22 protein-coding genes are annotated in these 26,499 nt (G+C 70.7%); 13 read left to right on the top strand and 9 right to left on the bottom strand.

Going from position 1 to position 26,499, the window contains the following annotated elements; all coding sequences use genetic code 11:
* Window positions 1-52 precede the first annotated feature (52 nt).
* Both satS and AC0KS4_RS19700 read right to left on the bottom strand, forming a co-directional pair.
* Complete coding sequence (satS, locus tag AC0KS4_RS19705) at window positions 53-1,357, bottom strand: protein export chaperone SatS (protein ID WP_238956726.1); 1,305 nt, start codon at window positions 1,355-1,357, stop codon at window positions 53-55.
* Window positions 1,358-1,567: 210 nt separating this feature from the next.
* Window positions 1,568-2,458: an alkaline phosphatase family protein gene (locus AC0KS4_RS19700; protein WP_472408525.1), complete on the bottom strand. Its 891-nt coding sequence runs from the start codon at window positions 2,456-2,458 to the stop codon at window positions 1,568-1,570.
* 92 nt (window positions 2,459-2,550) lie between these two features.
* Here AC0KS4_RS19700 and upp point away from each other — a divergent pair, with 92 nt between their 5' ends.
* Entirely contained in the window at window positions 2,551-3,255 is a 705-nt protein-coding gene (upp, locus tag AC0KS4_RS19695) for a uracil phosphoribosyltransferase (RefSeq protein WP_238956725.1), read from the top strand.
* Here the strand turns inward: upp and AC0KS4_RS19690 are convergent.
* Window positions 3,176-4,756, bottom strand: coding sequence for a phospho-sugar mutase (locus tag AC0KS4_RS19690; protein WP_238956724.1), 1,581 nt, complete (start codon window positions 4,754-4,756; stop codon window positions 3,176-3,178). The genes upp and AC0KS4_RS19690 overlap by 80 nt on opposite strands.
* A gap of 4 nt (window positions 4,757-4,760) precedes the next feature.
* Window positions 4,761-5,588: a purine-nucleoside phosphorylase gene (locus tag AC0KS4_RS19685; RefSeq protein ID WP_238956723.1), complete on the bottom strand. Its 828-nt coding sequence runs from the start codon at window positions 5,586-5,588 to the stop codon at window positions 4,761-4,763.
* A 170-nt stretch (window positions 5,589-5,758) separates the two neighbouring features.
* Here AC0KS4_RS19685 and AC0KS4_RS19680 point away from each other — a divergent pair, with 170 nt between their 5' ends.
* Genes AC0KS4_RS19680 through AC0KS4_RS19670 form a run of 3 tightly spaced genes read left to right on the top strand, consistent with a single transcriptional unit; the run spans window position 5,759 to window position 8,798 of the window.
* Window positions 5,759-6,373: a cutinase family protein gene (locus tag AC0KS4_RS19680; RefSeq protein WP_238957372.1), complete on the top strand. Its 615-nt coding sequence runs from the start codon at window positions 5,759-5,761 to the stop codon at window positions 6,371-6,373.
* A 47-nt stretch (window positions 6,374-6,420) separates the two neighbouring features.
* The gene (locus tag AC0KS4_RS19675; RefSeq protein ID WP_238956722.1) at window positions 6,421-7,623 is read left to right on the top strand and encodes a M20 family metallopeptidase; all 1,203 of its coding nucleotides are present in this window, start codon (window positions 6,421-6,423) and stop codon (window positions 7,621-7,623) included.
* The gene (locus AC0KS4_RS19670; protein WP_238956721.1) at window positions 7,620-8,798 is read left to right on the top strand and encodes a M20 family metallopeptidase; all 1,179 of its coding nucleotides are present in this window, start codon (window positions 7,620-7,622) and stop codon (window positions 8,796-8,798) included. The genes AC0KS4_RS19675 and AC0KS4_RS19670 overlap by 4 nt, the downstream gene beginning before the upstream one ends.
* Here AC0KS4_RS19670 and AC0KS4_RS19665 read toward each other — a convergent pair.
* Complete coding sequence (locus tag AC0KS4_RS19665; protein WP_225329344.1) at window positions 8,795-9,628, bottom strand: alpha/beta hydrolase; 834 nt, start codon at window positions 9,626-9,628, stop codon at window positions 8,795-8,797. The genes AC0KS4_RS19670 and AC0KS4_RS19665 overlap by 4 nt on opposite strands.
* Window positions 9,629-9,712: 84 nt before the next feature.
* The gene (locus tag AC0KS4_RS19660) at window positions 9,713-10,192 is read right to left on the bottom strand and encodes a gamma-glutamylcyclotransferase family protein (RefSeq protein WP_020823439.1); all 480 of its coding nucleotides are present in this window, start codon (window positions 10,190-10,192) and stop codon (window positions 9,713-9,715) included.
* Window positions 10,193-10,274: 82 nt separating this feature from the next.
* Between AC0KS4_RS19660 and AC0KS4_RS19655 the strand changes: the two genes are divergently transcribed.
* The 8 genes from AC0KS4_RS19655 to AC0KS4_RS19620 all read left to right on the top strand — a co-directional run bounded on the left by AC0KS4_RS19655 (window position 10,275) and on the right by AC0KS4_RS19620 (window position 19,313).
* Window positions 10,275-11,690 carry an NAD(P)H-quinone dehydrogenase gene (locus AC0KS4_RS19655; protein WP_225329338.1) on the top strand — a complete coding sequence of 472 codons (1,416 nt, stop codon included), beginning with the start codon at window positions 10,275-10,277 and terminating at the stop codon, window positions 11,688-11,690.
* Window positions 11,691-11,797: 107 nt separating this feature from the next.
* Window positions 11,798-13,552, top strand: a complete 1,755-nt coding sequence (locus AC0KS4_RS19650) for a glycerol-3-phosphate dehydrogenase/oxidase (RefSeq protein ID WP_225329339.1) — start codon at window positions 11,798-11,800, stop codon at window positions 13,550-13,552.
* Window positions 13,549-14,409: a pseudouridine synthase gene (locus tag AC0KS4_RS19645; RefSeq protein ID WP_225341273.1), complete on the top strand. Its 861-nt coding sequence runs from the start codon at window positions 13,549-13,551 to the stop codon at window positions 14,407-14,409. Before AC0KS4_RS19650 ends, AC0KS4_RS19645 begins: the two co-directional genes overlap by 4 nt.
* 90 nt (window positions 14,410-14,499) lie before the next feature.
* A complete protein-coding gene (locus AC0KS4_RS19640; protein WP_225329585.1) occupies window positions 14,500-14,787 on the top strand; it encodes a CDGP domain-containing protein in 288 nt (95 codons plus the stop codon).
* Window positions 14,788-14,835: 48 nt separating this feature from the next.
* Complete coding sequence (locus AC0KS4_RS19635; RefSeq protein WP_238956720.1) at window positions 14,836-15,639, top strand: MBL fold metallo-hydrolase; 804 nt, start codon at window positions 14,836-14,838, stop codon at window positions 15,637-15,639.
* A gap of 259 nt (window positions 15,640-15,898) precedes the next feature.
* Window positions 15,899-17,035, top strand: a complete 1,137-nt coding sequence (locus AC0KS4_RS19630; protein ID WP_238956719.1) for a PPE family protein — start codon at window positions 15,899-15,901, stop codon at window positions 17,033-17,035.
* A 139-nt stretch (window positions 17,036-17,174) separates the two neighbouring features.
* Window positions 17,175-18,299, top strand: a complete 1,125-nt coding sequence (locus tag AC0KS4_RS19625; protein WP_238956718.1) for a PPE family protein — start codon at window positions 17,175-17,177, stop codon at window positions 18,297-18,299.
* A 12-nt stretch (window positions 18,300-18,311) separates the two neighbouring features.
* Entirely contained in the window at window positions 18,312-19,313 is a 1,002-nt protein-coding gene (locus AC0KS4_RS19620) for a magnesium transporter CorA family protein (protein ID WP_238956717.1), read from the top strand.
* 314 nt (window positions 19,314-19,627) lie between these two features.
* Here the strand turns inward: AC0KS4_RS19620 and AC0KS4_RS19615 are convergent, their stop codons facing one another.
* The gene (locus AC0KS4_RS19615; protein ID WP_225329581.1) at window positions 19,628-19,984 is read right to left on the bottom strand and encodes a DUF732 domain-containing protein; all 357 of its coding nucleotides are present in this window, start codon (window positions 19,982-19,984) and stop codon (window positions 19,628-19,630) included.
* Between the two features lie 191 nt (window positions 19,985-20,175).
* Between AC0KS4_RS19615 and AC0KS4_RS19610 the strand changes: the two genes are divergently transcribed.
* Window positions 20,176-21,093, top strand: coding sequence for a CE1 family esterase (locus tag AC0KS4_RS19610; RefSeq protein WP_225329580.1), 918 nt, complete (start codon window positions 20,176-20,178; stop codon window positions 21,091-21,093).
* On the opposite strand, the gene nei2 is transcribed toward AC0KS4_RS19610, so the two are convergent.
* Together nei2 and AC0KS4_RS19600 are read right to left on the bottom strand one after the other, a co-directional pair.
* A complete protein-coding gene (nei2, locus tag AC0KS4_RS19605; RefSeq protein ID WP_238956716.1) occupies window positions 21,090-21,842 on the bottom strand; it encodes an endonuclease VIII Nei2 in 753 nt (250 codons plus the stop codon). The two genes, AC0KS4_RS19610 and nei2, sit on opposite strands and share 4 nt — an antisense overlap.
* A gap of 1 nt (window position 21,843) precedes the next feature.
* Window positions 21,844-26,484 carry an ATP-dependent helicase gene (locus AC0KS4_RS19600; protein ID WP_425326328.1) on the bottom strand — a complete coding sequence of 1,547 codons (4,641 nt, stop codon included), beginning with the start codon at window positions 26,482-26,484 and terminating at the stop codon, window positions 21,844-21,846.
* Window positions 26,485-26,499 lie beyond the last annotated feature (15 nt).

Genomic DNA, 26,499 nt, shown 5'->3' with positions numbered 1-26,499 from the left:
CCGCCAGTAAAGAGGAGACTCGGGGACCCGTCAAACGTTCGGTAGCTCGCGGCTATTCGCGACGGAGCCGGCCCTCGACGAACTGCTCCAGCTTTTCCCACTCGCGCACCGCCGCGGCGTAGGGCGGCGACGGCTTGGTGACCGAGCCGGGCTCGAGCACGGCGGCCACCAATTTGCCCAGCGGCCGGGTGGTTTCGAGCGCCTTGTCCACCGCGGGATCCTCGGAGTAGTCGCCGATGTCGCGGAGCACCTCGACGGCCAGTTCCAGTTGCTCGCGGTCCACGGCGTCCGGCCCGTCGGCGAGGTCGTCGGCCAGACCGCTGAGCACATAGATGTTGTCGTCGGTGACCTCGACCGCCAGCGAGCCGTCGGTGGCGGCGGTGCGGATGTCGTCGTAGGTGCTCAGGTCGGACAGGTCGTGGTCGTGCTCGTCGGCCAGGTAGCGGGCCAGCGCGCGCTCGGACGGGAACACGCTGATGCGCCCGTTGCGGCCCAGGAAGATCGGTTCGTCGTCGAGGTAGCAGCGCAGCGTGAAGAAGGTGCCCGAGCTCGTCATGATCCGGATCGGATCGATGCCCACCTGCAGCCAGAAGTCCTTGTCGCCGCCCAGCACCGCGGTGTCGCCGGCCGCCCGATCGTCGGTGTCGTCGTCGTCCTCGGTGTCGGCGTCTTCTTCCGCGGTGTCGTCGTCGGCCTCGTCGGCGGCGGATTCCTCGAGGGCGTTCTCCTCGACGGCGTCTTCGGTTTCGTCCTCTTCGCGCTCCTCGGCCAGTTCGTCGGCGGCCTTGGCCGACAGCGCGTCGTCGACCTCGGGGGTGGTGGCGATGTCGTCGATCGCGCCCAGCACGTCGTCCCAGCTGCGCCCGATGACCTCGGCGATCGCATGCCAGCGTTTGGCGCCGGCCTTGCCGGTGAAGTACTCGAGCCCGCCCGACACGGTGCCCAGGCTGGGGTTGCCGTTGAAGAACTTCGACACCGCCGCCAGCTCGCACACCGATCCGATGGACGACACGATGGCCAGCGTGCCCGCCAGCGCGGCCACCGATTCCTCGGTGGGCTTCTCCGCGACCAACTCCTCGACGGCGACCAGATCGAACTGCTTGTCCTCGGCGGGCTCGAAGTCATGCGCGTGCGCCGACGTCAGGTCCTTCCACGCCGGGTGGTCGGTCAGGTCGTTGTCGGTGTCGGACCGCACGAACGCCACCAGGTCGGCGACGGAGGAGAAGACGAACAGGTCTTCGTCCTTGCCCAGGAACGCCTCCCACTCGTCGCCGGAGTCACGCCAGCGGGGCGCCCACACGGTGTAGCGGTCACCGGCGGACAAGCTCAGGCGAATGGGCACGAGGTCAGCAGCCATGCGGCACAGAATAGCGACGGCCGGCGAAGCCGCCGCCATCAGCACGGGCGATCGCGAGCGCGGCGGAGCCGGGTGAAGCGGGTCGCCGCCATCAGCACGGGCGATCGCGAGCGCGGCGGAGCCGGGTGAAGCGGGTCGCCGCCATCAGCACGGGCGATCGCGAGCGCGGCGGAGCCGGGTGAAGCGGGTCGCCGCCATCAGCACAGCGGGTTAGCCCCAGATGTCGGTGATGGGCGGCGCGCTGGCGGCATATCCCGTCTTGGGTAGCCCGTACATCTGCTCCACCGTGGAAAGCACGTTGTAGTGGTTGATCTGCTCGCCGTAGTTCCCGGGGCGGACGTGGGCGCCGTAGAACACTGTGGGGATCTGGTTGCGGCTGCCGTTATCGTCCTCGTCGAACGTCACGATCAGCAGGCTGTTGTTGGCCACCGCCCAGTTGGCGTAACCGGACAGCTGGCGGTTGAGCCAGGTGTCGGCCTGCGCGATCGAGCCGTCGTGCATGTTGTTGTCGTTGTTGGGGATGACGAACGACACGGTCGGCAGGCTGGCGTAGTTGCCCATCGGGAACGCGGAGAACGGCAGCGAGTTCGCCGCCGGCACGTTGGTGAAGTTGGCCCACGGCACGTGCTTGCGCGCGTACTTGCCCGCGGTGCACACGGGCGAGCCGACCGCGGGCAGGCCTTCGGCGAAGCCGACGAAGGTGTGGCCCGCGGCCAGCAATTCGGATCCGAGGTTGGGGGCCGCGCCGGCGTTGATCGGGCACAGGTCCTTGGTCACCCCGAAGGTGTTGCCGGCGAACAGCGCCAGGTAATTCGGTTCGCTGGGGTGTGTTTCGGCGTACGACTGCGTCATGTTCGCGCCGTTGGCGGCCAGGGAGGTGATGAAGGGCGCCGACTGGTTGCCGATGATGCCGTTCTCGGAACGGTTTTCCTCCACCACGATCACGATGTGCGCCGGCTGCGGAATGGCCGCTGCCGCAAGGCCTATGCGCGGGGTCAGCGGGCTTGCCGCGAGTCCCACCGATGCCACCGCGCCGAGCGTCAGCAGGAGGCGATGCGCCCTACCGAGCAGCGTTCTCGGACTTCGATTTTCGCGTGACACCCAGGGAGTATACGAACGCGCGTACGCCCTGGCCGGGACGAGCGCAAGCGTGTCAGAAGGGCTTTGCCCGATCGTTATATACCCTTCATGGGATGGACGTGTGCGTGCTCGACCACCCGCTGGCCGCGGCCCGGCTGACCGTGCTGCGCGACGAACGCACCGACAACTCCGGGTTTCGGGCCGCGCTGCGCGAACTCACGCTGATGCTGGTCTACGAAGCCAGCCGGGAGGCACCGCGCAAGTCGATCAGGATCCGCACGCCGGTGGCCGCGACGACCGGGACACGACTGGTCAACGCGCCGCTGCTGGTTCCGGTGCTGCGCGCCGGGTTGGGCATGGTCGAGGCCGCCCAGGCCGCGATACCCGAGGCGGAGGTGGGCTTGGTCGGTGTCGCCCGCGACGAGGAAACCCTCCTGCCGGTCCCTTATCTCGAGGCGCTGCCCGACAAACTTGCGCGCAGACCGGTGTTTGTCCTCGACCCCATGCTGGCCACCGGCGGGTCGATGGCGCACACCATCGGGCTGCTGCAACGCCGGGGCGCCACCGAGATCACCGTGCTGTGCGTGGTGGCGGCGCCGGAAGGCCTTGCGGCCGTGGGGAAAGCGGCGCCGAGCGCGCGGGTGTTCACCGCCGCGGTCGACAAGGGGCTCAACAAGTCGGCCTATATCGTGCCGGGCCTCGGCGACGCGGGGGACCGCCAATTCGGGCCGAACCTGTTCACCAGTCCTGCATCGCAGCGACCAGCTCGGCGCGCAGGGCGCCGGCGCGCCGCCGCGAAGAATCCAGATCCTCGCTAGGCGCACAGCGAATCTCCAAGTAGCACTTCAGTTTCGGCTCGGTCCCGGAGGGCCGCACCACAACCCTGACCGACGTGTCGTTGTCGCCGCCGGCGAAGATCAGCGCATCGGTGATGTCGGTGAGCTCGGCGGGGAACCCGGCCAGCGTCGCCGGCGGGGCGGTCCGCAGCCTGCGCATCAGCTCGGCCGCCTCGGCGGGGTCGGCGACCCGGCGCGACACCGCGGCGACGTCGTGCACCCCGTACCGCCGGGCCAACTCGTCGAGGAGATCGGCAACCGAACGGCCTTGGCGCAGCAGCGTGGCCACCAGATCGCACACCAGCACCGCGGCGCTGATGCCGTCCTTGTCGCGCACGGCGGCCGGGTCGACGCAGTGCCCGATCGCCTCCTCGTAGGCGTACACCAGGGTGCCGCCGGGAACCTCGGCATCGGCGCGCGCCAGCCATTTGAAGCCGGTGAGGGTTTCGACGTGGACGGCGCCGCGGCGCGCGGCGATGGCCGACAGCATCCGCGAGGACACCACCGTGCTGGCCACCACCGGTGTCTCGGCCTGGTGTGGCTGGGAAAGAATGTAATCGCCTAGCAGCCAACCTGTTTCGTCACCGGACAGCATCCGCCAGCCCGACCTGTCGGGGATGCCGACGGCGCACCGGTCGGCGTCGGGGTCCAGCGCGATCGCCACGTCGGCGCCGGTGTCCGCGGCCAGGGCCAGCAGCGCGTCGGCGGCGCCGGGCTCCTCGGGGTTGGGGAACGCGACGGTCGGAAAGTTCGGGTCCGGCGCGAATTGCGCTGCGACGGTGTGCACTTGGGTGAACCCGGCGCGGTGCAGCGTCTCCAGGGCCACCGCACCGCCCACCCCGTGCAGCGCCGTCAGCGCGACCCGCGCCGAACCGCCGCCGCGCCGCAGCCCTGACGCACGCTCGATGTAGCGTTCGACCAGATCGAGCTGCGCGGGTTCGACGGGGGCCCGGCCGATCTGGTCGGCCGGCGGTGCGCCGGCCATCGCGGCTTCGATCTCGCGGTCGGTGGGGGAGACGAGCTGGATGCCGCCGTCGACGTACACCTTGTAGCCGTTGTCGGCCGGCGGGTTGTGCGACGCCGTGATCTGGATCCCGGCGAGCGCGCCGGTGTGCCGCACCGCGAACGCCACCACCGGAGTGGGCACCGGGCCGAGCAGCAGCACCGAAAACCCTTGATCGGCAAGCACTTCGGCGGTCACCGTGGCGAATACCGCTGAGCCGTGCCGGGCGTCGCGCCCCACGACCACCTGCGCGCCTGCCGGTCCGCGCCGCTTGAGCACCTGTGCCACCGCCCAGGTGGCCCGCGACACCACCGCGACGTTCATGGCGTCGGGCCCGCCGCGCACCGGGCCGCGCAGGCCCGCGGTGCCGAACGTCAGGGGGTGGGCGAAGCGCGTGGCGAGTTTTGCCGCGTCGCACGCGGCGAGTTCGGCGGCCGTCCGTGGGTCGGGGTCATGGGCGATCCACTCCTCGGGCGTCATGGCCCTAAAACCGGGGCAGCCGCTCGAGGATCAGGGCCAGCAGGGCGCCCATCCGGCTGGCGGACGCGGCACCGGCCGAGAGCACCTCGACGTGGCTCAGCGGCTCGCCGCCGATGCCGGCGGCCAGGTTGGTCACCAGCGACAGCCCGAGCACCTCGGCGCCGCCCGCCCGCGCCGCGATGGTCTCGTGCACCGTCGACATGCCGACCAGGTCGGCGCCCAGCGTCCGCAGCATCCGGATTTCCGCGGGGGTCTCATAATGCGGGCCGGGCAGGCCGGCGTAGACGCCTTCGGTCAGCGTTGGGTCGGCCTGGCGGGCGAATTCGCGCAGCCGGGGGGAGTAGGCGTCGGTCAGGTCCACGAATTGCGGACCGACCAGCGGGGAACGCGCGGTCAGGTTCAGGTGGTCGCTGATCAACACCGGTTCGCCGACGGTCATGTCCGGGCGCAGTCCGCCCGCCGCATTGGTGAGCACGACCGCGCGCACGCCGGCCGCGCACGCCGCCCGCACCGGATGAACGATGTGGCACAGGTCGTGGCCCTCGTAGGCGTGGATCCGGCCGACGAGCACGAGCACCCGGTGTTCGCCGATGCGCATCGACAACAGCTCACCGGTGTGCCCGATCGCGGTGGGCGGCCGGAAACCGGGTAGGTCGGCCTGGGGCAAAACGGCGGTCTTCCCGATCGCCCCACTGCCGAGCGCCGCGACCGCGGGCGACCATCCCGAGCCGAGGACGATGGCGACGTCATGCTCGGCGATTCCGGTGCGCTCGGCGATGACCGCCGCGGCCCGGCGCGCGAGGTCGCCTCGGTCGGACGAGGTTTGGGTCACAGCGGCAGCCTAGCCCGGCGACGGCGAGCGCCCGCGGGGCGCGAGTGAGGAGCCGGGCAATCGAACCTAGCCCGGCGACCGTGTCGCCGGTATGTGTCAAGATCTGGCGTATGAGTCTTCGTAAGTGGCCGGTGGTTGGCCCGGTCATGGGAACTGCGGTTGCCGTTGCGCTGTCAGTGGTTTCGATCACATTCGGACCGGCGCCGTCGGCCAAGGCGGACTGTCCGAACGTGCAACTGATCTTCGCCCGGGGCACCGCCGAGCCGCCCGGCCTGGGCGTGGTCGGCGACGCGCTGTTTGCCGCCCTGCAGCCCGCCCTGGGTTCGCGCACCGTCGATTCCTATGCGGTGAATTACCCGGCCAGCTACAACTTCCTGACTACCGCCGACGCCGCCAACGACGCACGCGACCACATCGCGGAGATGGTCGACCAGTGCCCGTCCACGCGGCTGGTGCTCGGCGGCTTCTCGCAGGGCGCCGCCGCGATCTCGATGCTCGCCGGGGTGCCGCCCGTCGGCCAGCGCATCGGCAACTTCGGATCGGCGCCCGCGCTGGATCCCGCCCTGGCCAACAAGATCAGGGCCGTGGCGGTGTTCGGCAATCCCGGCAACCGCTTCGACACACCCCTGTCGTCGACGGGCGCGTTCGCCGGCCGCACCATCGACTTGTGCAGCGAGGGTGATCCCGTCTGCGTCGTCGGGGGTCGCGACCGGGATGCGCACCACGACTACTCCGCCCCGCCCTACCCGGGCCAGGCGGCGGGATTTATCGCCGGGCTGGTGTAGCCCTCAGGGCCTCCGGGCCGTAGGCCGGTGAGTGACATACTGCGAGAGTGCCCACCGCCCCGTTAGACAGCCCACTGGACAGCGTCGAAGCTGTCGTGCGGCGGCGCGGTGGCGAGCTCGTCGAGTTGTCGCACGCCATTCACGCCGAGCCCGAGCTGGCGTTCGCCGAGCACCGCAGCTGCGCCAAAGCGCAGGCGCTGGTCGCCGAGCGTGGCTTCGAGATCACCGCGGCCGCCGGCGGTCTGGACACCGCCTTTCGCGCCGACTACGGCAGCGGGCCGCTGACCGTCGGGGTGTGCGCCGAATACGACGCGCTGCCCGAGATCGGGCACGCCTGCGGCCACAACATCATCGCGGCATCGGCGGTGGGCACCGCGCTGGCCCTGGCCGAGGTGGCCGACGAGCTCGGCTTGCGGGTGGCGCTGCTGGGGACTCCCGCCGAGGAGGCCGGCGGCGGCAAGGCACTGTTGTTGCGGGCCGGGGTATTCGACGACATCGCCGCCGCGGTGATGCTCCATCCCGGGCCGACCGACATCGCCGCCGCCCGCTCGCTGGCCCTGTCCGAGGCGACCGTCACGTACCGCGGCAAGGAATCCCACGCGGCCGTCGCGCCGCACCTGGGGATCAACGCCGCCGACGCCGTGACCGTCGCGCAGGTGGCCGTCGGGCTGCTGCGCCAGCAGCTGGCGCCCGGGCAGCTGGTGCACGGGATCGTCACCGACGGCGGGCAGGCGGTCAACGTCATCCCCGGGCGCGCGGCGCTGCAGTACGCGATGCGCGCGGTCGAAGCCGATTCGCTCAGGGAGCTGGAGGGCAGGATGTACGCCTGCTTCGCCGCGGGCGCGCTGGCCGCCGGCTGCGAATACGACATCGACAACCCGGCACCCGCCTACGACGAACTCACCCCCGACCCGTGGCTCGCCGACGTCTTCCGCGACGAGATGCGCCGGCTCGGCCGCGAGCCGGTTGCCCGCGAGTACGAGGCGGCGCTGCCCATGGGCAGCACAGACATGGGCAACGTGACCCAGGCGCTGCCGGGGATCCACCCGGTGATCGGGCTCGACTCGAACGGGGCCATGGTTCACCAGCGCGGCTTCGCCGAGGCCGCCACCAACGCCAGCGCCGACCGCGCCGTGATCGAGGGCGCGATCATGCTGGCGCGCACCGTGGTCCACCTGGCCCAGACGCCCGCCGAACGCGACCGGGTGATGGCGGCGCACGAACGCAGACGCGGCGGGGAGCGCGCATGAACCTCGCCGACGCCGCCGAATCCTGGCTGGCCGCACACCACGCAGACCTGGTCGAATGGCGCCGGCACATCCACCGCTACCCCGAGTTGGGCCGGCAGGAGTACGCCACCACCCAGTTCGTCGCCGAGCGGCTAGCCGAAGCGGGGCTCAACCCGAAGGTGTTGCCCGGAGGCACCGGGCTGGTCTGCGACATCGGCCCCGAGCACGAGCCCCGGATCGCGCTGCGGGCCGACATGGACGCGCTGCCGATGGCCGAACGCACCGGCGCCCCCTACGCGTCGACCATGCCCAACGTCGCGCACGCTTGCGGGCATGACGCGCACACCGCCATCCTGCTGGGCACCGCCCTGGTCCTGGCGTCGGTGCCCGAACTGCCGGTCGGGGTGCGGTTGCTCTTCCAGGCCGCCGAGGAACTGATGCCCGGCGGGGCGATCGACGCCATCGCGGCCGGCGCCATCAGCGGGGTGTCGCGGATCTTCGCGCTGCACTGCGACCCCCGGCTGGAGGTCGGCAAGATCGCGGTCCGGCACGGCCCCATCACCTCGGCGGCCGACCAGATCGAGATCACGCTGTACTCGCCCGGCGGCCACACCTCGCGCCCGCATCTGACCGCCGACCTGGTGTACGGGCTGGGCACGCTGATCACCGGGCTGCCGGGGGTGTTGTCGCGGCGCATCGACCCGCGCAACGGCACCGTGCTGGTGTGGGGCGCGGTCAACGCGGGGGTGGCGGCCAACGCGATCCCGCAGACCGGCGTGCTGGCCGGCACCGTGCGCACCGCGAGCCGGCAGACCTGGGTGGGGCTCGAGGAGATCATCCGCGAGACCGTGTCCGGCCTGCTCGCGCCGCTGGCCATCGAGCACACGTTGCAATACCGGCGCGGCGTCCCGCCGGTGGTCAACGAGGACGTCTCGACGCGCATCCTCACCCACGCGATCGAAGCCATCGGCCCCGACGCGCTCGCCGACACCCGCCAGTCCGGCGGCGGCGAGGACTTCTCCTGGTACCTGGAGGAGATTCCCGGCGCGATGGCGCGGTTGGGGGTGTGGCCGGGCGCGGGCCCGCAGCTGGACCTGCACCAGCCGACGTTCAATCTCGACGAGCGGGCCCTGGCGATCGGGGTGCGGGTGCTGGCCAACATCGTCGAGCAGTCGGCGGTGCTCGGGCGGTCTTAGCGGGCGGCGCCGCGGTTCGTGGCGCGCGCGACGTGTTGGGCGATGTGCGCGTACGTTCGGCGCGTGACGTCGCCGGCCTGGCTCATGATGTTGTATCCGTGGTCGACGTCGGCCACCTCGTAGTACTCCGCCAACGCGCCGGCCGCGTCCAGCTTCTCCGCGTACCTGCGGGCTTCGCCGCGGAGCCGATCGTGCTCGGCCGTCACGACCAGTGCGGGCGCGATGCCGGCGATGTCGTCGGCGTTGTCGCCCCAGGCGGGCGAGGCCAGGCGATCGCGCCGCTGCGCCCGCTCGGGTATGTAGGCCGTGTCGAAGACCTCACCCATCCACGGCTTCATGATCGCCCGACGGCCGAGCGTGGACGGCTTGTCGCGGGTGGGCGTGACCAGGTCGAGGGGCGCGTAGTGCAGCACCTGCAACGCGATGTGCGGGCCGCCGTCCTCCCTCGCGAGCCGGGCCGCCGCGGCGGACAGGTTGCCGCCCGCGCTTTGGCCGCCGACGCACAGCCGCGCGCCGTCCCAGTCGTGCTGCGGGCCGGCGGCCCAGCGCACCACGTCGTAGATCTGGTGTACCGCGGCGGGAAACCGGTGCCGCGGCGCCAGGACGTAGTCGGGGTTGATCACCAGCACGCCCGCGTTGGCGGCAAGGTACCGGCACCAGGGATCGTCCTGTTCGGGGTGCCCGACCACGAACCCGCCGCCGTGCACGTTGACATAGACCGGCGGGTCGGTCGTTTCCGCCGGCGGGTGATAGACGGTCGCGCGGGTGGGGCCGTGCCGGGTGGGGATGGTGACTTCGCTGGTGCGGCCCGGAATCTCGGGGAAGCGCACGGCGGCCTTGGGGGCCGGGTTGACCGCGGCGGCGAACGCACGCGCCAGCGCGTCCGCGACCGGTGGTGTGGACAGGATCGACACTTAGGCGCTGGTCCCCGGGCCGATGTTGCGCGCCGGGCGAGTGCGCAGGCTGTGCACGTAATCGCTTGGCGCCCCGGCGATTTCGGCGGCATCCGCCATGACTCCGAGATATCGGGCCGACGGCAATCCGCCCTCCCACGCGTCCAGCACGTACAGCCAGGCCAGGACCGGGTCGGTGGTGGTGTCCGACGAGATGCGCTCGACCCGGCACCGGATCTTCTGGTGGACGCCGAACTCCGAGCCCTCCCAGCGGTCCAGGTTGACCTCGTCGGCCGGTGTCATGTCGTAGAGGACGACGAACACCTTGGAGCCCGGGTCCTCGACGACGGTGGCCAGCGCGCCCTCCCAGCCGATGTCCTCGCCGCCGAACGTCAATCGCCACCCGTGCAGCCAGCCCGTTCCGGCCATCGGCGAATGGGGTGCGCGCTTCAGCATCTGCTCGGGGTCCATGTTCGACCCGTACGCGGCGTAGAGCGGCACGGGGAAAGCTTAGACGTCCGAGCTGGCCCGGTCTGCCCCCGAGCGTTGGGCGGGGTGCGGCCGGCTTCGTTAGGTTAGGGCTGTGGTGACCCGCATCGTGATCCTCGGTGGCGGCCCGGCCGGTTACGAAGCCGCGCTGGTCGCCGCCACCTCACACCCCGACACCACCCACGTGACGGTGATCGACTCCGAGGGCATCGGCGGGGCCGCCGTCCTGGATGACTGCGTGCCGTCCAAGACGTTCATCGCGTCGACCTGGCTGCGCACCGAGCTGCGCCGGGCGCCGCGGCTGGGTTTCGAGATCGACATCGACGACGCCAAGATCTCGCTGCCGCAGATCCACGCCCGCGTCAAGCAACTCGCCACCGACCAGTCGGCCGACATCACCGACCAGCTGCTCGGCGTCGGGGTGCACGTGGTGGCCGGCCGCGGCGAGCTCGTCGACCCCACACCCGGGCTGGCCCGCCACAACATCAAGGCGACCGCCGTTGACGGCGCCACCAGCGAGTACGAGGCCGACGTGGTGCTGATCGCCACCGGCGCCAGCCCGCGGGTGCTGCCGTCGGCCCAGCCCGACGGCGAGCGCATCCTGACCTGGCGCCAGCTCTACGACCTGAAAGCGCTGCCCGAGCACCTCATCGTGGTCGGGTCGGGGGTCACCGGCGCGGAGTTCGTGCACGCCTACACCGAATTGGGTGTGCCGGTGACGGTGGTCGCCAGCCGCGACCGGGTGCTGCCCTACGAGGACGCCGACGCCGCGCGGGTTCTGGAGGCGGCGTTCTCCGAGCGTGGCGTGAAGTTGGTGAAGAACGCCCGCGCCGCGTCGGTCACCCGCACCGAGGACGGCGTGCTGGTTACGCTGGCCGACGGGCGCACCGTGGAAGGCAGCCACGCGCTGATGACCATCGGTTCGGTGCCCAACACCGACGGGCTGGGCCTCGAGCGGGTCGGCATCGAGCTGGGCCGCGGCGGCTACCTGACCGTGGACCGGGTTTCGCGGACCTCGGTCACCGGCATCTACGCCGCCGGGGACTGCACCGGCCTGCTGCCGCTGGCCTCGGTCGCCGCCATGCAGGGCCGCATCGCGATGTATCACGCGCTGGGCGAGGGCGTCAGCCCCATCCGGTTGCGCACGGTGGCGGCGACGGTGTTCACCAGGCCCGAGATCGCGGCCGTCGGTGTGCCCCAAACGATGATCGACGACGGTTCGGTGTCGGCGCGCACGATCATGCTGCCGCTGCGCACCAACGCGCGCGCGAAGATGTCCGGGCTGCGGCAGGGTTTCGTCAAGGTGTTCTGCCGCAAGTCCACCGGTGTGGTCATCGGCGGGGTGGTGGTGGCGCCGATCGCCTCCGAGCTGATCCTGCCGATCGCCGTGGCCGTGCAGAACCGCATCACGGTCAACGAGCTGGCGCAGACGCTCGCCGTGTACCCGTCGCTGTCCGGCTCGATCACCGAGGCGGCGCGGCGGCTGATGGCGCACGACGACCTGGACTAGTGGCGACCGGTGGACCGACGCGTCGGGCGTTGAACCGTTAGCCTTGGTGCAGCACGTCCCTACTGGCGAGTAACCGACGGGAGTTTCTTCAGTGAGGAGTCCAGGTCGTGGCTGATCCGATCCACGCGTCCACCCAGCGAAGCTCGCCGGTGTCCGTGCTGGGTCCGGAGCATCGGCGCGCGGCCTGGGAACGGCTGGGCGCCGAGCAGTTCGACGTGGTGGTGATCGGCGGCGGCGTGGTCGGTTCGGGTTGCGCGCTGGACGCCGCGACCCGGGGGCTCAAGGTGGCGCTGGTGGAAGCGCGCGATTTCGCGTCGGGCACCTCGAGCCGCTCGTCGAAGATGTTCCACGGCGGCCTGCGCTACCTCGAGCAGCTGGAGTTCGGTCTGGTGCGTGAGGCGCTCTACGAGCGCGAGCTGTCGCTGACCACGCTGGCACCGCACCTGGTCAAGCCGATGCCGTTCCTGTTCCCGCTGACCAATCGCGTGTGGGAGCGTCCCTATATCGCCGCCGGCATCTTTCTCTACGACCGGATGGGTGGGGCGAAATCCGTTCCGGCGCAAAAGCATTTGACCCGCGCGGGCGCATTGCGGCTGAGCCCGGGCCTCAAGCGCAGCTCGCTGATCGGCGGAATCCGTTACTACGACACGGTTGTCGACGACGCCCGGCACACCATGACCGTCGGGCGCACCGCCGCGCACTACGGCGCGGTGGTCCGCACATCCACCCAGGTCGTCGCCCTGCTGCGCGAGGGCGATCGGGTGACCGGGGTGCGGGTCCGCGACTCCGAGGACGGCTCGATCACCGAGGTCCGCGGCCACGTCGTGGTCAACGCGACCGGGGTGTGGACCGACGAGATCCAGGCATTGTCCAAGCAGCGCGGGCGATTTCAGGTGCGGGCCTCCAAGGGTGTGCACGTCGTGGTGCCGCGCGACCGCATCGTCAGCGACGTCGCGATCATCCTGCGCACCGAGAAGTCGGTGATGTTCGTCATCCCGTGGGGCAGCCACTGGATCATCGGAACCACCGACACCGACTGGAATCTCGACCTGGCCCACCCCGCGGCCACCAAGGTCGACATCGACTACATCCTGCAGACCGTCAACACGGTGCTGGCCATCCCGCTGACCCACGCCGACATCGACGGCGTGTACGCGGGGCTGCGGCCGCTGCTGGCGGGGGAGAGCGAGGAAACCTCGAAGCTGTCCCGCGAGCACGCCGTGGCGGTGCCCGCCCCGGGGCTGGTGGCCATCGCCGGCGGCAAGTACACCACCTACCGGGTGATGGCCGCGGACGCGATTGATGCTGCGGCGCAATTCATTCCGGCCCGGGTTGCGCCGTCGATCACCGAGAAGGTCAGCCTGCTGGGTGCCGACGGTTACTTCGCGCTGATCAACCAGGCCGAGCACGTCGCCGAGCTGCAGGGGTTGCACCCCTACCGGGTGCGCCACCTGCTGGACCGTTACGGGTCGCTGATCGGTGACGTGCTGGCGCTGGCGGACGAAAACCCCGACCTGCTCAACCCGATCAAGGAGGCGCCGGGCTATCTGCGGGTCGAGGCGCTGTATGCCGTGACCGCCGAGGGGGCCCTGCACCTGGAGGACATCCTGGCCCGCCGGATGCGCATCTCCATCGAATACTCCCACCGCGGAGTCGACTGCGCGCGAGAGGTCGCGGATGTGGTTGCGCCGGTGCTGGGTTGGTCCGCGGCGGACATCGACCGTGAGGTCGCCAACTACGCCGCCCGGGTGGAGGCCGAGGTGCTGTCCCAGGCCCAGCCCGACGACGTGTCGGCGGACGAGTTGCGGGCCAGCGCGCCCGAGGCGCGCGCCGAGATCCTCGAGCCGGTCCCCCTCACTTGAGACCCGCCCCGCTTCCCGTGCGCGACGGGCTCGGCCCGGCGCGGGTGAGGCTGCGGGGCGGACCGGTGCTGGCCGAGCTGGGCGCGCGGTTCGGCGCGCGGGCCCGCGCGAAGGTGCTGGCCGGGGAGGTGGTGGGCGCCGACGGCGCGGTGGTCGATGCCGCCACCGTGCTGCCGGCCGGGGCGAGCGTCTACCTCTACCGCGAGCTGCCCGACGAGGTGCCGGTGCCGTTCGGGATCCCGGTGCTGCATCGCGACGACGACATCGTGGTCGTCGACAAGCCGCCCTTTCTGGCCACGATGCCGCGGGGGCGGCACGTCGCGCAGACCGCGCTGGTGCGGTTGCGCCGCGAGCTGGGGCTACCCGAGCTGAGCCCCGCGCACCGGCTGGACCGGCTGACCGCCGGAGTGCTGGTGTTCACCGCGCGCCGCGAGGTGCGCGGCGCGTTCCAGACGCTGTTCTCGCGGGGGTTGGTGCGCAAGACGTATCTGGCCCGGGCCGCCGTCGACCCGGCGTTGCGGCTGCCCCGTGTGGTGGAAAGCCGCATCGTCAAGCGCCGGGGCCGGCTGCAGGCGGTCAGCGAGCCGGGTGCGCCGAACGCCGAGACCCTGGTGGAGTTGCTGTCCGCGGACGGCCTCTACCGGCTGACCCCACGCACCGGACGCACCCACCAGCTGCGCGTGCACATGGCCTCGCTCGGGATACCGATCGAGGGGGACCCGTTGTACCCCAACGTGATTGACGTTGCGGCCGACGACTTCAGCACGCCGCTGCGATTGCTGGCACAGCGCATCGAGTTCACCGACCCGCGCACCGGCGAGCGCCGCGAGTTCGTCAGCCGCCGGGTGGAGCCGTAGCGTCTGATTGCCACCCTGCCCTGATTCCTGCGCAAAACACCCACCACGCGGTAGCGTCATGTTTGCTGGTTGGGTCGTCGGGAGGCAACCATGAAGCGCGGCATCGGTTCAGGAGTGGCGGCCCTGCTCATGGCCGCCGGGCTGATCGCCTTTGCACCGCCGGCCGTCGCCGGCTGCCAGTACGGGGGAGGCGTTCTCAGCAAGTGCGACGGGCCCGTCCAGCCCGACGGCACCTGGCAACGTTGCGTCGCCGTCACCCGCCTGATTCCCCACGGAGCCAGTTCCTACCTCGTGCCCGAGCAGAACTGCGACGTGATGGGCCCCGACCAGCGCCCGCCGGATTTCGCGTTCGCCGACCCCCCGACGCACATCGACTGAGCGGACAGCCCGCGGCATGGGCCGCCCGGGATCGGGTAGCCCGCGCGTATGGACATCACCGTCACGTTCGTCGGCAACGCCACCACGCTGATTTCCGTCGGCGGGCTGACGCTGCTGACCGACCCGAATTTCCTGCACCGCGGGCAACGCGCCTACCTCGGCCACGGCCTGGTGTCCAAGCGCCTGAAGGAGCCGGCGTTGAGCATCGACGAACTCCCGCCCGTCGACGCGATCGTGCTCTCCCACATGCACGGCGACCACTGGGACCGGGTGTCGCAGCGGGGTCTCGACCACGCCCTTCCCATCGTCACCACCCCGCACGCCGCCCAGCGCCTGCACCGCCGCGGCTTCGCGCACGCACGCGGCCTGCGGACCTGGCAACAGCACACGATCACCAAGGGCGAGACCACGCTGACCCTCACGTCGCTGCCCGGGCGCCACGCGCCGGGGTGGAGCCGGCGCCTGCTGCCGCCGGTGATGGGCACCATGCTCGAGGTCGCCGCCGACGGCTCGCCCCGGCGCCGGCTCTACATCTCCGGGGACACCCTGCTGGTCGAGGAGCTGAAAGAGGTTCCGGCGCGGTTCGATCCGATCGACGTGGGGATGCTGCACCTCGGCGGCACGCGGCTGCCGGCCGGCCGGCGGCTTCCGTTCGGGCTGACCGTAACCATGGACGGCCGCCAGGGGGCCGAACTCGTCGCGCTGCTGAGCCTGCCGAAGGTCATCCCGGTGCACTTCGACGACTACGCGGTGTTTGCGTCGCCCCTGGCCGACTTCACCCGGGAAATGCGGCGTCGCGGGCTGGGCGACCGCGTCGTCACCGTGAACCGCGGCGCCTCGGTCACCGTCTGAAAGAGGGGCCCCGCCCTTGAACGGCCCCTTGAACGGCCCCTTGAACGGCCCCTTGAACGGCGGGGCGAGGTTCGCCGGTCAATAAATGGGGAGAGGAGCGCGTAGCTGGGGGTATAGGGTGTCCTAGCGGCTTGCGGTCGAACTGGGAGGTAACCGACCGCAGGTAGCAGGCATCGATGTACAAGAGTTTGGGGCTTTTTCGCGGCCTGGTTAACGGAAATTTGCTGAGGCGTTCTCAGCGTGGGCATTGTGAGATGTGATGGATCTACTAGCACCCCCCGAGGTCACCTCGACGCTCATCCACACCGGGCCCGGAGCGGGCTCGCTGATCGAGGCCGCCGGCGCCTGGCAGCGCCTGGCCGTCGAGCTGGAGAATTCCGTCTCCACCTATGCCTCCACGTTGTCCTCGCTCATCGATTCCTGGGACGGTCCGTCCGCGATGGCGATGCTGCTTTCCGTCCAGCCCTACCTCTTGTGGTTGCGCGAGACGGCGCAGCAGTCCGCGCAGATGGCCACCTCGGCGGAAGCCGCCGCCTCGGCCTTCAGCGCCACTCGCGCCACCGTCGTGCATCCCTCGGTCGTCACCGCCAACCGGACGCGCCTGCGGCAGCTGCTCATGACCAACCGGTTCGGGACCAACACCGCGGCGATCGCCGAGGCCGAGAACGAATACCAGACCATGTGGGCGAACAACGCCGCGGCGATGACCCGCTATCAGGCGACGACGTCGCAGGCGACTACGCAACTGTCGCCGTTCACCTCGCCGCTTCCCGACACCAATCCGGCCGGAACGGCCAACCAGCAGGCCGCGGTGATGAAAGCCTCGACTGACTCTTCGGGTTCGTCACTGGGATCGATATTCTCGGGGCTCAACACCGCCGGCGGCTTCGACCCCAACAGCGGCTGGTTCGGCTGGGCGAACACCTGGGCCAACCAGTTCATGTCGTCCGGTTTCCCCGTCAACCTATTGACCGTGTGGGCGCAGATGGCGACCGCCCAAGGGGTCGCGTCCGTCGGCGGCGACATCGGTTCCGGCCTGTCCGAGGGCCTCGGAGCGACCACGGCGAGTCTGGCCAACGCGATCAAGGGAATCGGCGCGGGGGCTTCCGCGCCGACCGGGGCGTTGGGGGTTGGCGTCTCGCTGGGCAAATTGACCGCGCCCCCCGCCGTCGTGGGGCTGTTGCCGGGCGCACCGGCCGGGGTGCAACTCGCCTCCGCGGCGTCCCCGCTGCCCGCGACGGAATCAGGATTCCCCATGATGCCGATGATGGTGCCGCCGCCGACGGCCTCGGCGGGCACCGGCTGGCGAAAACGCAAACAGCAAAAGTACGAGGACGTTGCCGTGGGCCGCGAGGTCAAAGGCAAAGTGATGCCTCGAAACCCGTCGGCCGGATGACATTGACATTGACGTCGGCGCCGCACGACCGCGAGCGCCGATCGCATCCACGGGGTCGGCAGAGTCTGTCAAAGGCGACCAGCACCAGCGCCGACGCGCGTCGTTCGCCCCACCCACTTCTTCCCCAAGGTAAAGGTTCATGGATTTTGGGATACTGCCGCCCGAGATTATCTCGGCGCTGATCCACTCCGGACCCGGCGCTTGGTCATTGATCGAAGCCGCCGGCTTCTGGCAGGAATTGAGCGCCGAGCTGGAGCAATCGGCAAGCAGCTACACCGCTGAGCTGTCGTGGCTGTCCACGACGTGGCACGGTCCGTCGTCGCTGGCGATGGCCGAGGCGCTGGAACCGTATCTCGCCTGGTTGCGCCTTACCGCGCAGCAGTGCCAGCAGACCGCCGCGTCGGTGGAGGTCGTCGCCGCGGCATTCGAATGGACCCACTGGACGGTGGTGCATCCCTCGCTGGTCGCCGCCAACCGGGCGCGCCTGGCAATGTTGTTGGCCACCAACTTCTTCGGCATCAACTACCCGGCCATCGCCGAAACCGAAGCCGAGTACCACACCATGTGGGTCAACAACGCGGCCGCCATGTATCGCTACGCCGCGACCTCGGCGGGCGCCGTCAAGCTGCCCCAGTTCTCACCGCCGCCCCAGGTGGCCAGTCCATCCGGGGTGACGACCCAGGCGACGATGGTGCCCACGACTACCGCTACCTCTCCGATGGCGTCGCAGTTGGCCGCGTCCACCGGGTTCGACCCCCAAGCTGGCTGGTTTGGATTTGCCAATCAATGGGCGAGCCAAACCATCGCCGCGAGCGGATTTCCGGTCAATATTCTGGGTGTGTGCGCGCAATTGGCCACCGCGCACGCGTTCACGTCGCTGGGTGAGGGCATCGGTCCGGGATTGGCGGACGGCGCCGCGGCGCTGGCGTCGGCGGAGACGCGGCTCGTCAGCGCGGTCGGCGCCGCGGGGTCGTCCTTGGCGCCGCGGGCGACGCTGGGTGTCGGAATTTCGCTGGGCCACCTGACCATGCCGCCCGCGACGGTGGGAATGTTGGCGTCGTCGCAGGCGCCGGTGCAGCTCGCCTCGGCGGTGTCGCCGCTTCCCCCGGGCGGCGCGCAGCCGCCCATGCTCCCCATGGCGCCGGTGCGCCCGGGCCGGAATTCGAGCGACGGCCGCCGGCGTAAGGGCCGCGACTACGACGACATCGAGTACGGCGCGGAGCTTTCGGGCACGGTGATGCACCGTCCGCCGTCGGCGGGTTGAGAAGATCGCGTGGTGGGCAACGCTCCGCAGATCCAGGGCCGCGTGTGGCGCGGCGGCAAGGCGCAGGACGACTTCGAGTTCGGCAAGATCTCGGACCACCTGTCCGAGCCCGACACCCTGGTGTGGGCCGACCTGTGCAACCCCGACCACGACACCCTCGGCGGCCTGGCCGGCGAACTCGGGCTGAACCACTGGGCGGTCGAAGACGCCGTGGCGGCGGCCGAACGGGTCAAGGCCACCGGCTACGAAACCCACACCTTCTTCACCGTCTACGCCGCCGACATCGCTGACCCCGCGGCGAACGCCGTCCCCGCGCGCGCACTGACGATGCAGCGCATCTCGGCCTTCGTGCTGCCGCAGGGGCTGATCACCGTGCGCCTGACGCCCGACTTCGACATGGCGCAGGTGACCCGGCGATGGCAGGAGCTCGGCGGCCAGGCCTCCGGTGTCGGCGCCCTGGTGCACGGCCTGCTCGACGTGGTGGTCGACAGCCACTTCGCCGCCGTGGAGGCCCTCGACGACGGCATCGAAGCCATCGAGGACGAACTCTTCGACGGCACCTCCCGCAAAGGCGATTTTCAGCGCCGCACCTTCGGGTTGCGCCGGGACCTGGTGAACCTGCGGCGGGTGGCGCTACCGATGCGCGAGGTGGTCAATTCGATTCAGCACCACCGCATTTCGGACGGCACCGACCGGCAGCTCGATCCGCTGTACGCCGACCTCTACGACCACGTGCTGCGGGTGTCCGAATGGACGGAGTCGCTGCGCGACATGGTCACCACGATTTTCGAGACCAACCTGTCGCTGCAGGACGCGCGGTTGAACACCGTCATGAAGAAGCTGACGGGATGGGCGGCCATCATCGCCGTGCCCACGGCGATCACCGGCTTTTACGGGCAGAACGTTCCCTACCCGGGCTTCGGTACGGCGGCCGGATTCGCGGCCAGCACCAGCGTGATAGCCGTCCTGATGGTGGTGCTGTACGTGATGTTCAAACGTCGCGATTGGCTCTAGGCCGCGAGGCCGGTCACTGCGTCACGGGGGCTGAGGCGGAAAGACCGTGCTGGATGCCCTGATTGATTTTGTCCCGCAGGGCCGGGCTGCCTGGCGGATCTGACTCCTTGCAGGCGCAGCTGAGATGACTGAAGGGATTAGGGTCGGTGCTGGCCGATGCTGCGGTCCAGCCGGAAGCGCCAAGAACGATGGCAACACCCGCAACACCGACCAAAAGTTTCGGAATCATTTTGGCCTTGTGCTCGTCACATTAGTTTCGGATGTTCCAATTTTAGCCGTGAATTCGTCACCAGTCTGTCAACCGGCTGTAAATTTCAGGACCCGGATGCTGCCGCGTACTTGGGGCAGTACGCCTTGATGCTGACGCCGACGAAGTAACCGGCGTGATAGCCGTCCAGCGAACTGCTGGACAGCACGTTGTTGGCGACCTGTTCCGGCGTTTGGCCCGAATCGAGTTGGTGGCACACGGTGTGACCGGAGTTGACCACGGCCTCGGGTGACTCGAAGTTGATCCCCTTGGCTTTCAGCGCGGCGAGGAACGCCTCATCGGCGGAGGTGGCATGCGCGCTCGCCGGTGTCGACAGGGCGCCGAGTAGCCCGGCCACCGGCGCAACGCCGATAGCCAGAAGCGACCGCGCGCGGCCGGGCTTGCGCATCTGGGTGCTCGTCATTTGTGATACTCCCGTGGAACAGAAGAGCCGTAGCTTGCTGAAGGCGGGGCCAGTCGGAATGTTCGCACGGCGCCGCGTCACCCGACGGGGTATCGCCGATAATGCCGTCCGTGCCATACCAACGTTTGCTCTGTCTTCGGCGGCGCGTAACCGGCCTCTGTCCGTCGCTGCGCCGTCGGCGACCTGACAACATGCCGTACGCGCGGTGGCTGTGGCTCGCGCTGGTGGCGATATGCGTGGTCGGCTGCGGGGTCCGGCACGTGTCGGCGGCGAGCGCCCGCGAGGTTTCCGGTACGTTCCGATCCAACGGCATGGACCGAACCTACATGTTGCACGTGCCGGCGGGCGACCCCATCGGCCTGGTGCTCAGTTTGCACGGGGGCGGCGGAACCGGGATCGCGCAGCGCGCGCTGACGGGGTTCGACTCCGTTGCTGACGCCCACGACCTGTTGGTCGTCTACCCCGACGGCTACGACAAGAGCTGGGCCGACGGGCGCGGCGCGTCGCCCGCGGATCGCCGCCACATCGACGACGTGGCCTTCCTGGTCGGGCTGGTGGGCAAGCTGCAACACGACTACAACATCGCGCCCGGCCACGTTTTCGTCACCGGGATGTCTAACGGGGGCTTCATGTCCAACCGGCTGGCCTGCGATCGGGCGGACGTCTTCGCCGCGGCGGCGCCGGTGGCCGGCACCCTGGGCGTGGGCGTGGCCTGCAACCCGTCGCGGCCGGTGTCGGTGTGGGAAGCCCACGGCACCGCCGACCCGCTGGTGCCGTTCAAGGGTGGCGCGGTGCGCGGCCGCGGCGGGCTCAGCCACTCCATCTCGGCGGATGCCATGGTCGCGAAGTGGCGCGCGGCGGACGGTTGCACCGGCGACCCGTCGATGGAGGTGCTGCCCGATGTCCGGGACGGCACCGTCGTCCACCGGTTTGTCTCGGCGGCGTGTTCGGCGTCCAGCGAGGTGGTCTTCTGCAAGGTCGACAAGGGCGGGCACACCTGGCCGGGCGGCAAGCAATATCTGCCCGCGGCCGTCATCGGGCCCACCACGCACGCGCTTGACGGGTCGGAAGCCATTGCCGAGTTTTTCCTCGCGCACGCGCGGGATTAGCGCTGGCACGACGGGCACCAGTAGGCCACCCGTGCTTTCGTGTCGTCGGCGTCGATGGGGGTGGCGCAGCGACGGCACTGCTGCCCGGCGCGCCCGTAGACCCAGAGCTGGCGCCCGCTGCGGGTGTCACCGGTGGTGCACCGGTTCCAACGAAAACGGTTGAGCCACAGCATTTCTCGTGCGCGAGAGACCAGCAGCCGCGGATCTGCGATGGCGCTCACCGGCGCGGTGGGCAGATGCCCGCTGATAAAACACAGTTCGTTGCAATAGACGTTGCCGATCCCGGCCAGCACCCGCTGGTCCAGCAGCGCCTCGGCGATCGGGCGGTGCGGGTCGGCGGTCAGGTTGGCGGCGGCACGCGCCGGGTCCCAATCCTCGCCCAGCAGATCGGGTCCCAGGTACGCGACGGCGTCGCCGTCGCGGTCGCGATCCAGGATCTCGAGCACCCCCAGGTCGACGCCGACGGCCCGGGCGGTGCCCGTCTCCAAGACGATGCGCGCCCGGTGGTCCACCCGCACCCGGCTGCCGACCCGCCAGCTGCCCTCCATCTTCAGATGCGAGTGAATGCTGGCGCGCCCCACCCGGATAAACAGATGCTTCCCGCGGCTGACGACCTCGTCGACCACCTGGCCGGTGAGGTCGACGGTGGCGAACCGCGGCACCCGAACGTCGCAGCGGGTCAGGGTGCCCCCGAGCAGGTGCTGACGCAGCACGGCGGCGGTGTGCCAGATGGTGTCACCCTCGGGCATCTCAGCGCAGCCGCATTCCGCGTGGCGTCGTGTGGAATCCGGCGTCGGTGAGCGCGCTCAGCGGCGCGGACCCGTCCGCGCGGGGCGCCAGTGCCGGCACCCCGTCGATGCGCTCCACCAGCATCCCCGCGACGCGGCGGGAGGCGACCAGGTCGGCCAGGGCCGTCGCCGCCGCGAGGTGGGCCGCGGGATCGTCGGTGAAGGTCAGCAGCGAGCGTCCGCCGCGCTCCAGGAACCAGGCGAGCTCGCCGTCGACCAGCACGACGAGCGCGCCGGCCTTGCGGCCCGGCCGCGCGCCCTCGCCGGCGGAGGCGGGCCAGGGCAGCGCCGCGCCATACGGGTTGGCGGGGTCCGCCGCGGCCAGCACCACCGCCCGGTATTCCGGCCGTTCCGGATCGACCCCCTCGCTGAAGTTGCGCAGCCGGTCGACCGTCGATGCGACGGCGAACTGCGCCCCGCCCAGCGACTCGATGAAGTAGCCGCGCTGGCACCGGCCCGCGTCCTCGAAGGTGCTCAGCACCTTGTACAGGGTGGCGAACCCGCCCGGGACGCCCTCGGTGGCCACCGCGCCGCGGGTGAGCACGCCGTGGCGGCCCAGCAACAGTTCCGCTTGGTAGTGGGCGCGCAGCGTGGAATCGGGCTCGGGGGCCGGCAGGATCGACCATCGGCCGCCCACGGTGGGGTCGGCGGGCCGGGACTGCGCGTGCGCGACGGTGTACCGGCTCAGCCGCGGCGGGCGCTGCGACCGGTGCGCGGGTGCGGAACGTTTCCGGGCGCCGGCGCCCCCGAGGACGGCGCGCACCGGGGCGAACGTGTCGCCGGTGATCCAGCCGGCCCAGATCAGTTCCCACAGTGCGGTTTTGAGCTCGGCGTCGGAGACCGCGCCGTGCGCGAGTTGGCGGAAGAAGTAGGCGCCGCCCCCGGCCAGGGTGTCCAGGATGGCGCGGTGGGCGTCGCCCAGGTCGATGTCGGCGGGCCCGGCCAGTGTCAGGGGCGCGGATTCGCCGGCGTGCAACGCGATCCAGCCGTCGCTGCTCGAGATCGACCCGGCGCCCGACCAGGTGACCTCGCCGGTGGCGAGCAGTTCGTCGAGCATCGCGGGGGAGTAGTCGCGGACCCGGGGGGCCAGCACCAGCGGCTCGATCGCCGACGCCGGCATCCGCACACCGGCCAGCTGGTCGATCACCGACATCAGGCCGTCCAGGCCGGAATAGCCTGGGCTGCGCGAGGATTCGGCCGCCCCCACGTGATGCCAGGCCGGCAGGAAGCGGCCGTACGCGGCGGTGCTGACCGGCTCGACCTGGGCCCGCAGCGCCGCCAGCGACCGTCGCCGCAGGATGCGCAAGACGTCGGCGTCGCACCACTGCTCGGCCCCGACCACACCGGCCGCCCCCGACGTCTCGGGCGCGGCGACGAAGTCGCCGCGCACCAGCCGGCCGTCACCGGCCAGCCGGCCCAGGACATCCGCCGTCACCCGCAGCCCCAGGCCGAATCGGGCGGCGGCCTCGGCCGTGGTGAACGGGGTGTGGGTGCGCGCGTAGCGGCCCAGCAGTTCGCCCAGCGGGTCGGTGACCTCCTCGGTGAAGGCGGCCGGCACACCCAGCGGAACCGGGATGCCGATGCCGTCGCGCAGGCGCCCGATGTCCTCGATGGCCACCCACCAGCTGCGCCCGGCGAACGACACCGTCAGCGCGCGCCGCGCCGCGCGCAGGCCCTCCAGCCAGCCGCCGACGTTTTTGCCGTCGGCGATGTCACTGCGGGCGGCCACCTCCTCCTCGGTCAGCGGGCCCAACAGCCGCAGCAGGTCCGCGACGCCCTCGGCGTCGCGCGCGGCCCGTTCGGCCGAGAGGTGCTGCAGCTGGCGGGCGGTGGCGTCGATGACCTCGGGATCGAGGAGCTCGCGCAGCTCCACCCGGCCCAGCAGCTCGGCCAGCAGCGTGCTGTCCAGCGAGAGCGCCGCGGCCCGGCGCTCCGCCAGCGGGCTGTCGCCTTCGTACATGAACGCGCCGACGTAGCCGAACAGCAGCGACGCCGCGAACGGGGAGGGGCGCGCCGTCTCGACCTCGACAACCCGCACCCGCCGCTGGGCGATGCCGGTCATCAGCGTCACCAGGGCGGGGACGTCGTAGACGTCCTGCAGGCATTCGCGGATGGTCTCCAGCACGACGGGGAAGTCGGGGTATCTGCGGGCCACCTCGAGCAACTGGGCGGCGCGCTGGCGCTGCTGCCACAGCGGCGAGCGGCGGCCGGGGTGCCGGCGCGGCAACAAAAGCGCGCGGGCCGCGCACTCGCGGAACCGCGACGCGAACAGCGCCGAACCGCCCACCTCGTCGGTGACGATCGGGTCGATCTCGTCGGCGTCGAAGACGAAAAGGTCCGCGCCGGGCGGTGTTTCCATCCCCGTGTCCGACGCGAAATCGGCCAAGGTGTCGGGCAGGCGCACCACGACGCCGTCGTCGGAGGCGGTGGGCTTCTCGTCGATGCCGTAGCGTTCCCGCAGCCGCCGGCCCACCGCCAGCGCCAACGGCCCGTTCACGGGCAGCCCGTAGGGCGAGTGCAGGATCACCCGCCAGTCTCCGAGCTCGTCGCGGAACCGCTCGACCAGCAGGGTGGTGTCGGTGGGCACCACCCCGGCGGCGGTGCGCTGCTCGTCGAGCAGGCGCGCCAGGTTGTCGGTGGCGTAGGCGTCGAAACCCAGCCCGGCGCAGCGGGTTTCGAATTCCTCGCGGGTGAGGCCGGCCAGCTCACCGGTGAACGCGCCGAGCGCGGTGCCCAGCTCGGCCGGGCGGCCGACGCCGTCACCGCGCCAGAACGGCAACCGGGCCGGTTGGCCGGGCGCCGGGATCACCAGCACCCGGTCGTGGGTGATCTCGGTGATCCGCCAGCTGGTGGCGCCCAGCGAGATGACATCGCCGGGCCGCGACTCGTAGACCATTTCCTCTTCGAGTTCGCCGACCCGCGAAGGCTTTTCGGCCTCGGAGGCCAGATACACGGTGAACAGCCCCCGGTCGGGGATGGCCCCGCCGGAGGTCACGGCCAGCCGCTGCGCGCCGGGGCGCGCTGTCAACGTGCCGGTGTCTCGGTCGTAGACCAGCCGGGGACGCAGCTCGGCGAAATCGGTGGAGGGGTACTTGCCGCTCAACAGGTCCAGGGTGGCCTCGTACACGCTGCGCGGCAGCGTCGCGAACGGCGCGGCGCGGCGCACCGTGTCGAACCACTTGTCGGCGTCCAGCGGCTCGAGCGCGGCGGCCGCCACGGTCTGCTGCGCCAGGATGTCGAGCGGGTTGGCGGGCACCCGCATCGTTTCGATCTGGCCGGTCAGCATGCGCTGCACGCTGACCGCGCAGCCGATCAGGTCGGTGCGGTGCTTGGGGAACAGCACGCCCTGGGAGACCTCACCGACCTGGTGCCCGGCCCGGCCGATGCGTTGCAGGCCGCTGGCCACCGACGGCGGCGCCTCCACCTGGATCACCAGGTCGACCGCGCCCATGTCGATGCCGAGCTCCAGGCTGGAGGTGGCCACCACCGCCTTGAGCAGCCCGCGCTTGAGGTCCTCTTCGACCAGGGCGCGTTGTTCCTTGCTCACCGACCCGTGGTGGGCGCGCGCCAGGATCGGGTCGGCGCCGTAGGTCTGGCCCGAGCCCATGATGTGCGCCGGGGCGCCGCCCGCCACCTTGGGGTTGGCCTCCGTGGACAGCTCGAGGCCGCTGCGTTCGGCGTGGATCTCGTTGAGGCGGGCGGTGAGTCGTTCGGCCAGCCGCCGCGAATTGGCGAACACGATGGTCGAGTTGTGCGCCTCGATCAGGTCGACCAGACGGTTCTCCACGTCGGGCCAGATGGAGGGGGTACCTCCCGCTTGCGGGGGAGTGTTCGCCAGGTTGGCCATGTCGGGCACCGGCACGGCCACGGTGAGCTCGACCGTCTTGGCCGACGCCGGCGCGACGATGGTCGTCGGCTGCCCGCCGGACAGGAACCGGGCGAGTTCCTCGGGCGGGCGCACCGTCGCCGACAACCCGATCCGCTGGGCGGGTGCGCCCTCCCGCAGCGAGTCGAGGCGCTCCAGCGACACCGCCAGGTGCGCGCCGCGCTTGCCCGCGGCGATGGCGTGGATCTCGTCGACGATCACCGTCTGCACCCCGGCCAGGGTGTCGCGTGCCGCGGAGGTGAGCATCAAGAACAGCGACTCCGGAGTGGTGATCAGCACGTCGGGGGGCCGGTTGATGAGGTGGCGGCGGGTGGCCGGCGGGGTGTCGCCGGAACGCACGCCGACGCTGATGTCCGGCGGCGGCAGGCCCCGGCGTTCGGCGATGCGGGTGAGCCCGGCCAGGGGGGTGCGCAGGTTGCGCTCGACGTCGACGGCCAGCGCCTTGAGCGGGGACACGTAGAGCACCCGGGTACCCCGCGGGCGGTCGGCCGAGCCGGCGAGGCTGTCCAGCGCCCACAGGAAGGCCGCCAGCGTCTTGCCGGACCCGGTGGGGGCGATCACCAGGGTGTTGTGGCCGTCGGCGATGGCCTCCCAGGCCTCGGCCTGCGCAGTGGTCGGCGCATCGAAGGTGCTGGTGAACCACTCGCGGGTGACGGCGCTGAACCGGCCCAGGGGGTCGGCGGGGCCGGGTGGCCCGGAATCAGCGCGAGTGCTCACCCGTCCATGGTGCCA

Source organism: Mycobacterium sp. NTMscope_MAC_12 (assembly GCF_976985675.1).
Note: the sequence above shows the minus strand (reverse complement) of the source record. Positions and strands in the feature narration are given on the sequence as shown.

Coding starts and splice junctions, on each gene's coding strand:
- AC0KS4_RS19670 (WP_238956721.1), top strand. CDS start 7,620: ATGAACCTCGCCGACGCCGCCGAATCCTGGCTGGCCGCACACCACGCA.
- AC0KS4_RS19615 (WP_225329581.1), bottom strand. CDS start 19,984: ATGACGAGCACCCAGATGCGCAAGCCCGGCCGCGCGCGGTCGCTTCTG.
- AC0KS4_RS19640 (WP_225329585.1), top strand. CDS start 14,500: ATGAAGCGCGGCATCGGTTCAGGAGTGGCGGCCCTGCTCATGGCCGCC.
- satS (WP_238956726.1), bottom strand. CDS start 1,357: ATGGCTGCTGACCTCGTGCCCATTCGCCTGAGCTTGTCCGCCGGTGAC.
- nei2 (WP_238956716.1), bottom strand. CDS start 21,842: ATGCCCGAGGGTGACACCATCTGGCACACCGCCGCCGTGCTGCGTCAG.
- AC0KS4_RS19625 (WP_238956718.1), top strand. CDS start 17,175: ATGGATTTTGGGATACTGCCGCCCGAGATTATCTCGGCGCTGATCCAC.
- AC0KS4_RS19690 (WP_238956724.1), bottom strand. CDS start 4,756: ATGACGCCCGAGGAGTGGATCGCCCATGACCCCGACCCACGGACGGCC.
- AC0KS4_RS19610 (WP_225329580.1), top strand. CDS start 20,176: ATGCCGTACGCGCGGTGGCTGTGGCTCGCGCTGGTGGCGATATGCGTG.
- AC0KS4_RS19630 (WP_238956719.1), top strand. CDS start 15,899: ATGGATCTACTAGCACCCCCCGAGGTCACCTCGACGCTCATCCACACC.
- upp (WP_238956725.1), top strand. CDS start 2,551: ATGGACGTGTGCGTGCTCGACCACCCGCTGGCCGCGGCCCGGCTGACC.
- AC0KS4_RS19635 (WP_238956720.1), top strand. CDS start 14,836: ATGGACATCACCGTCACGTTCGTCGGCAACGCCACCACGCTGATTTCC.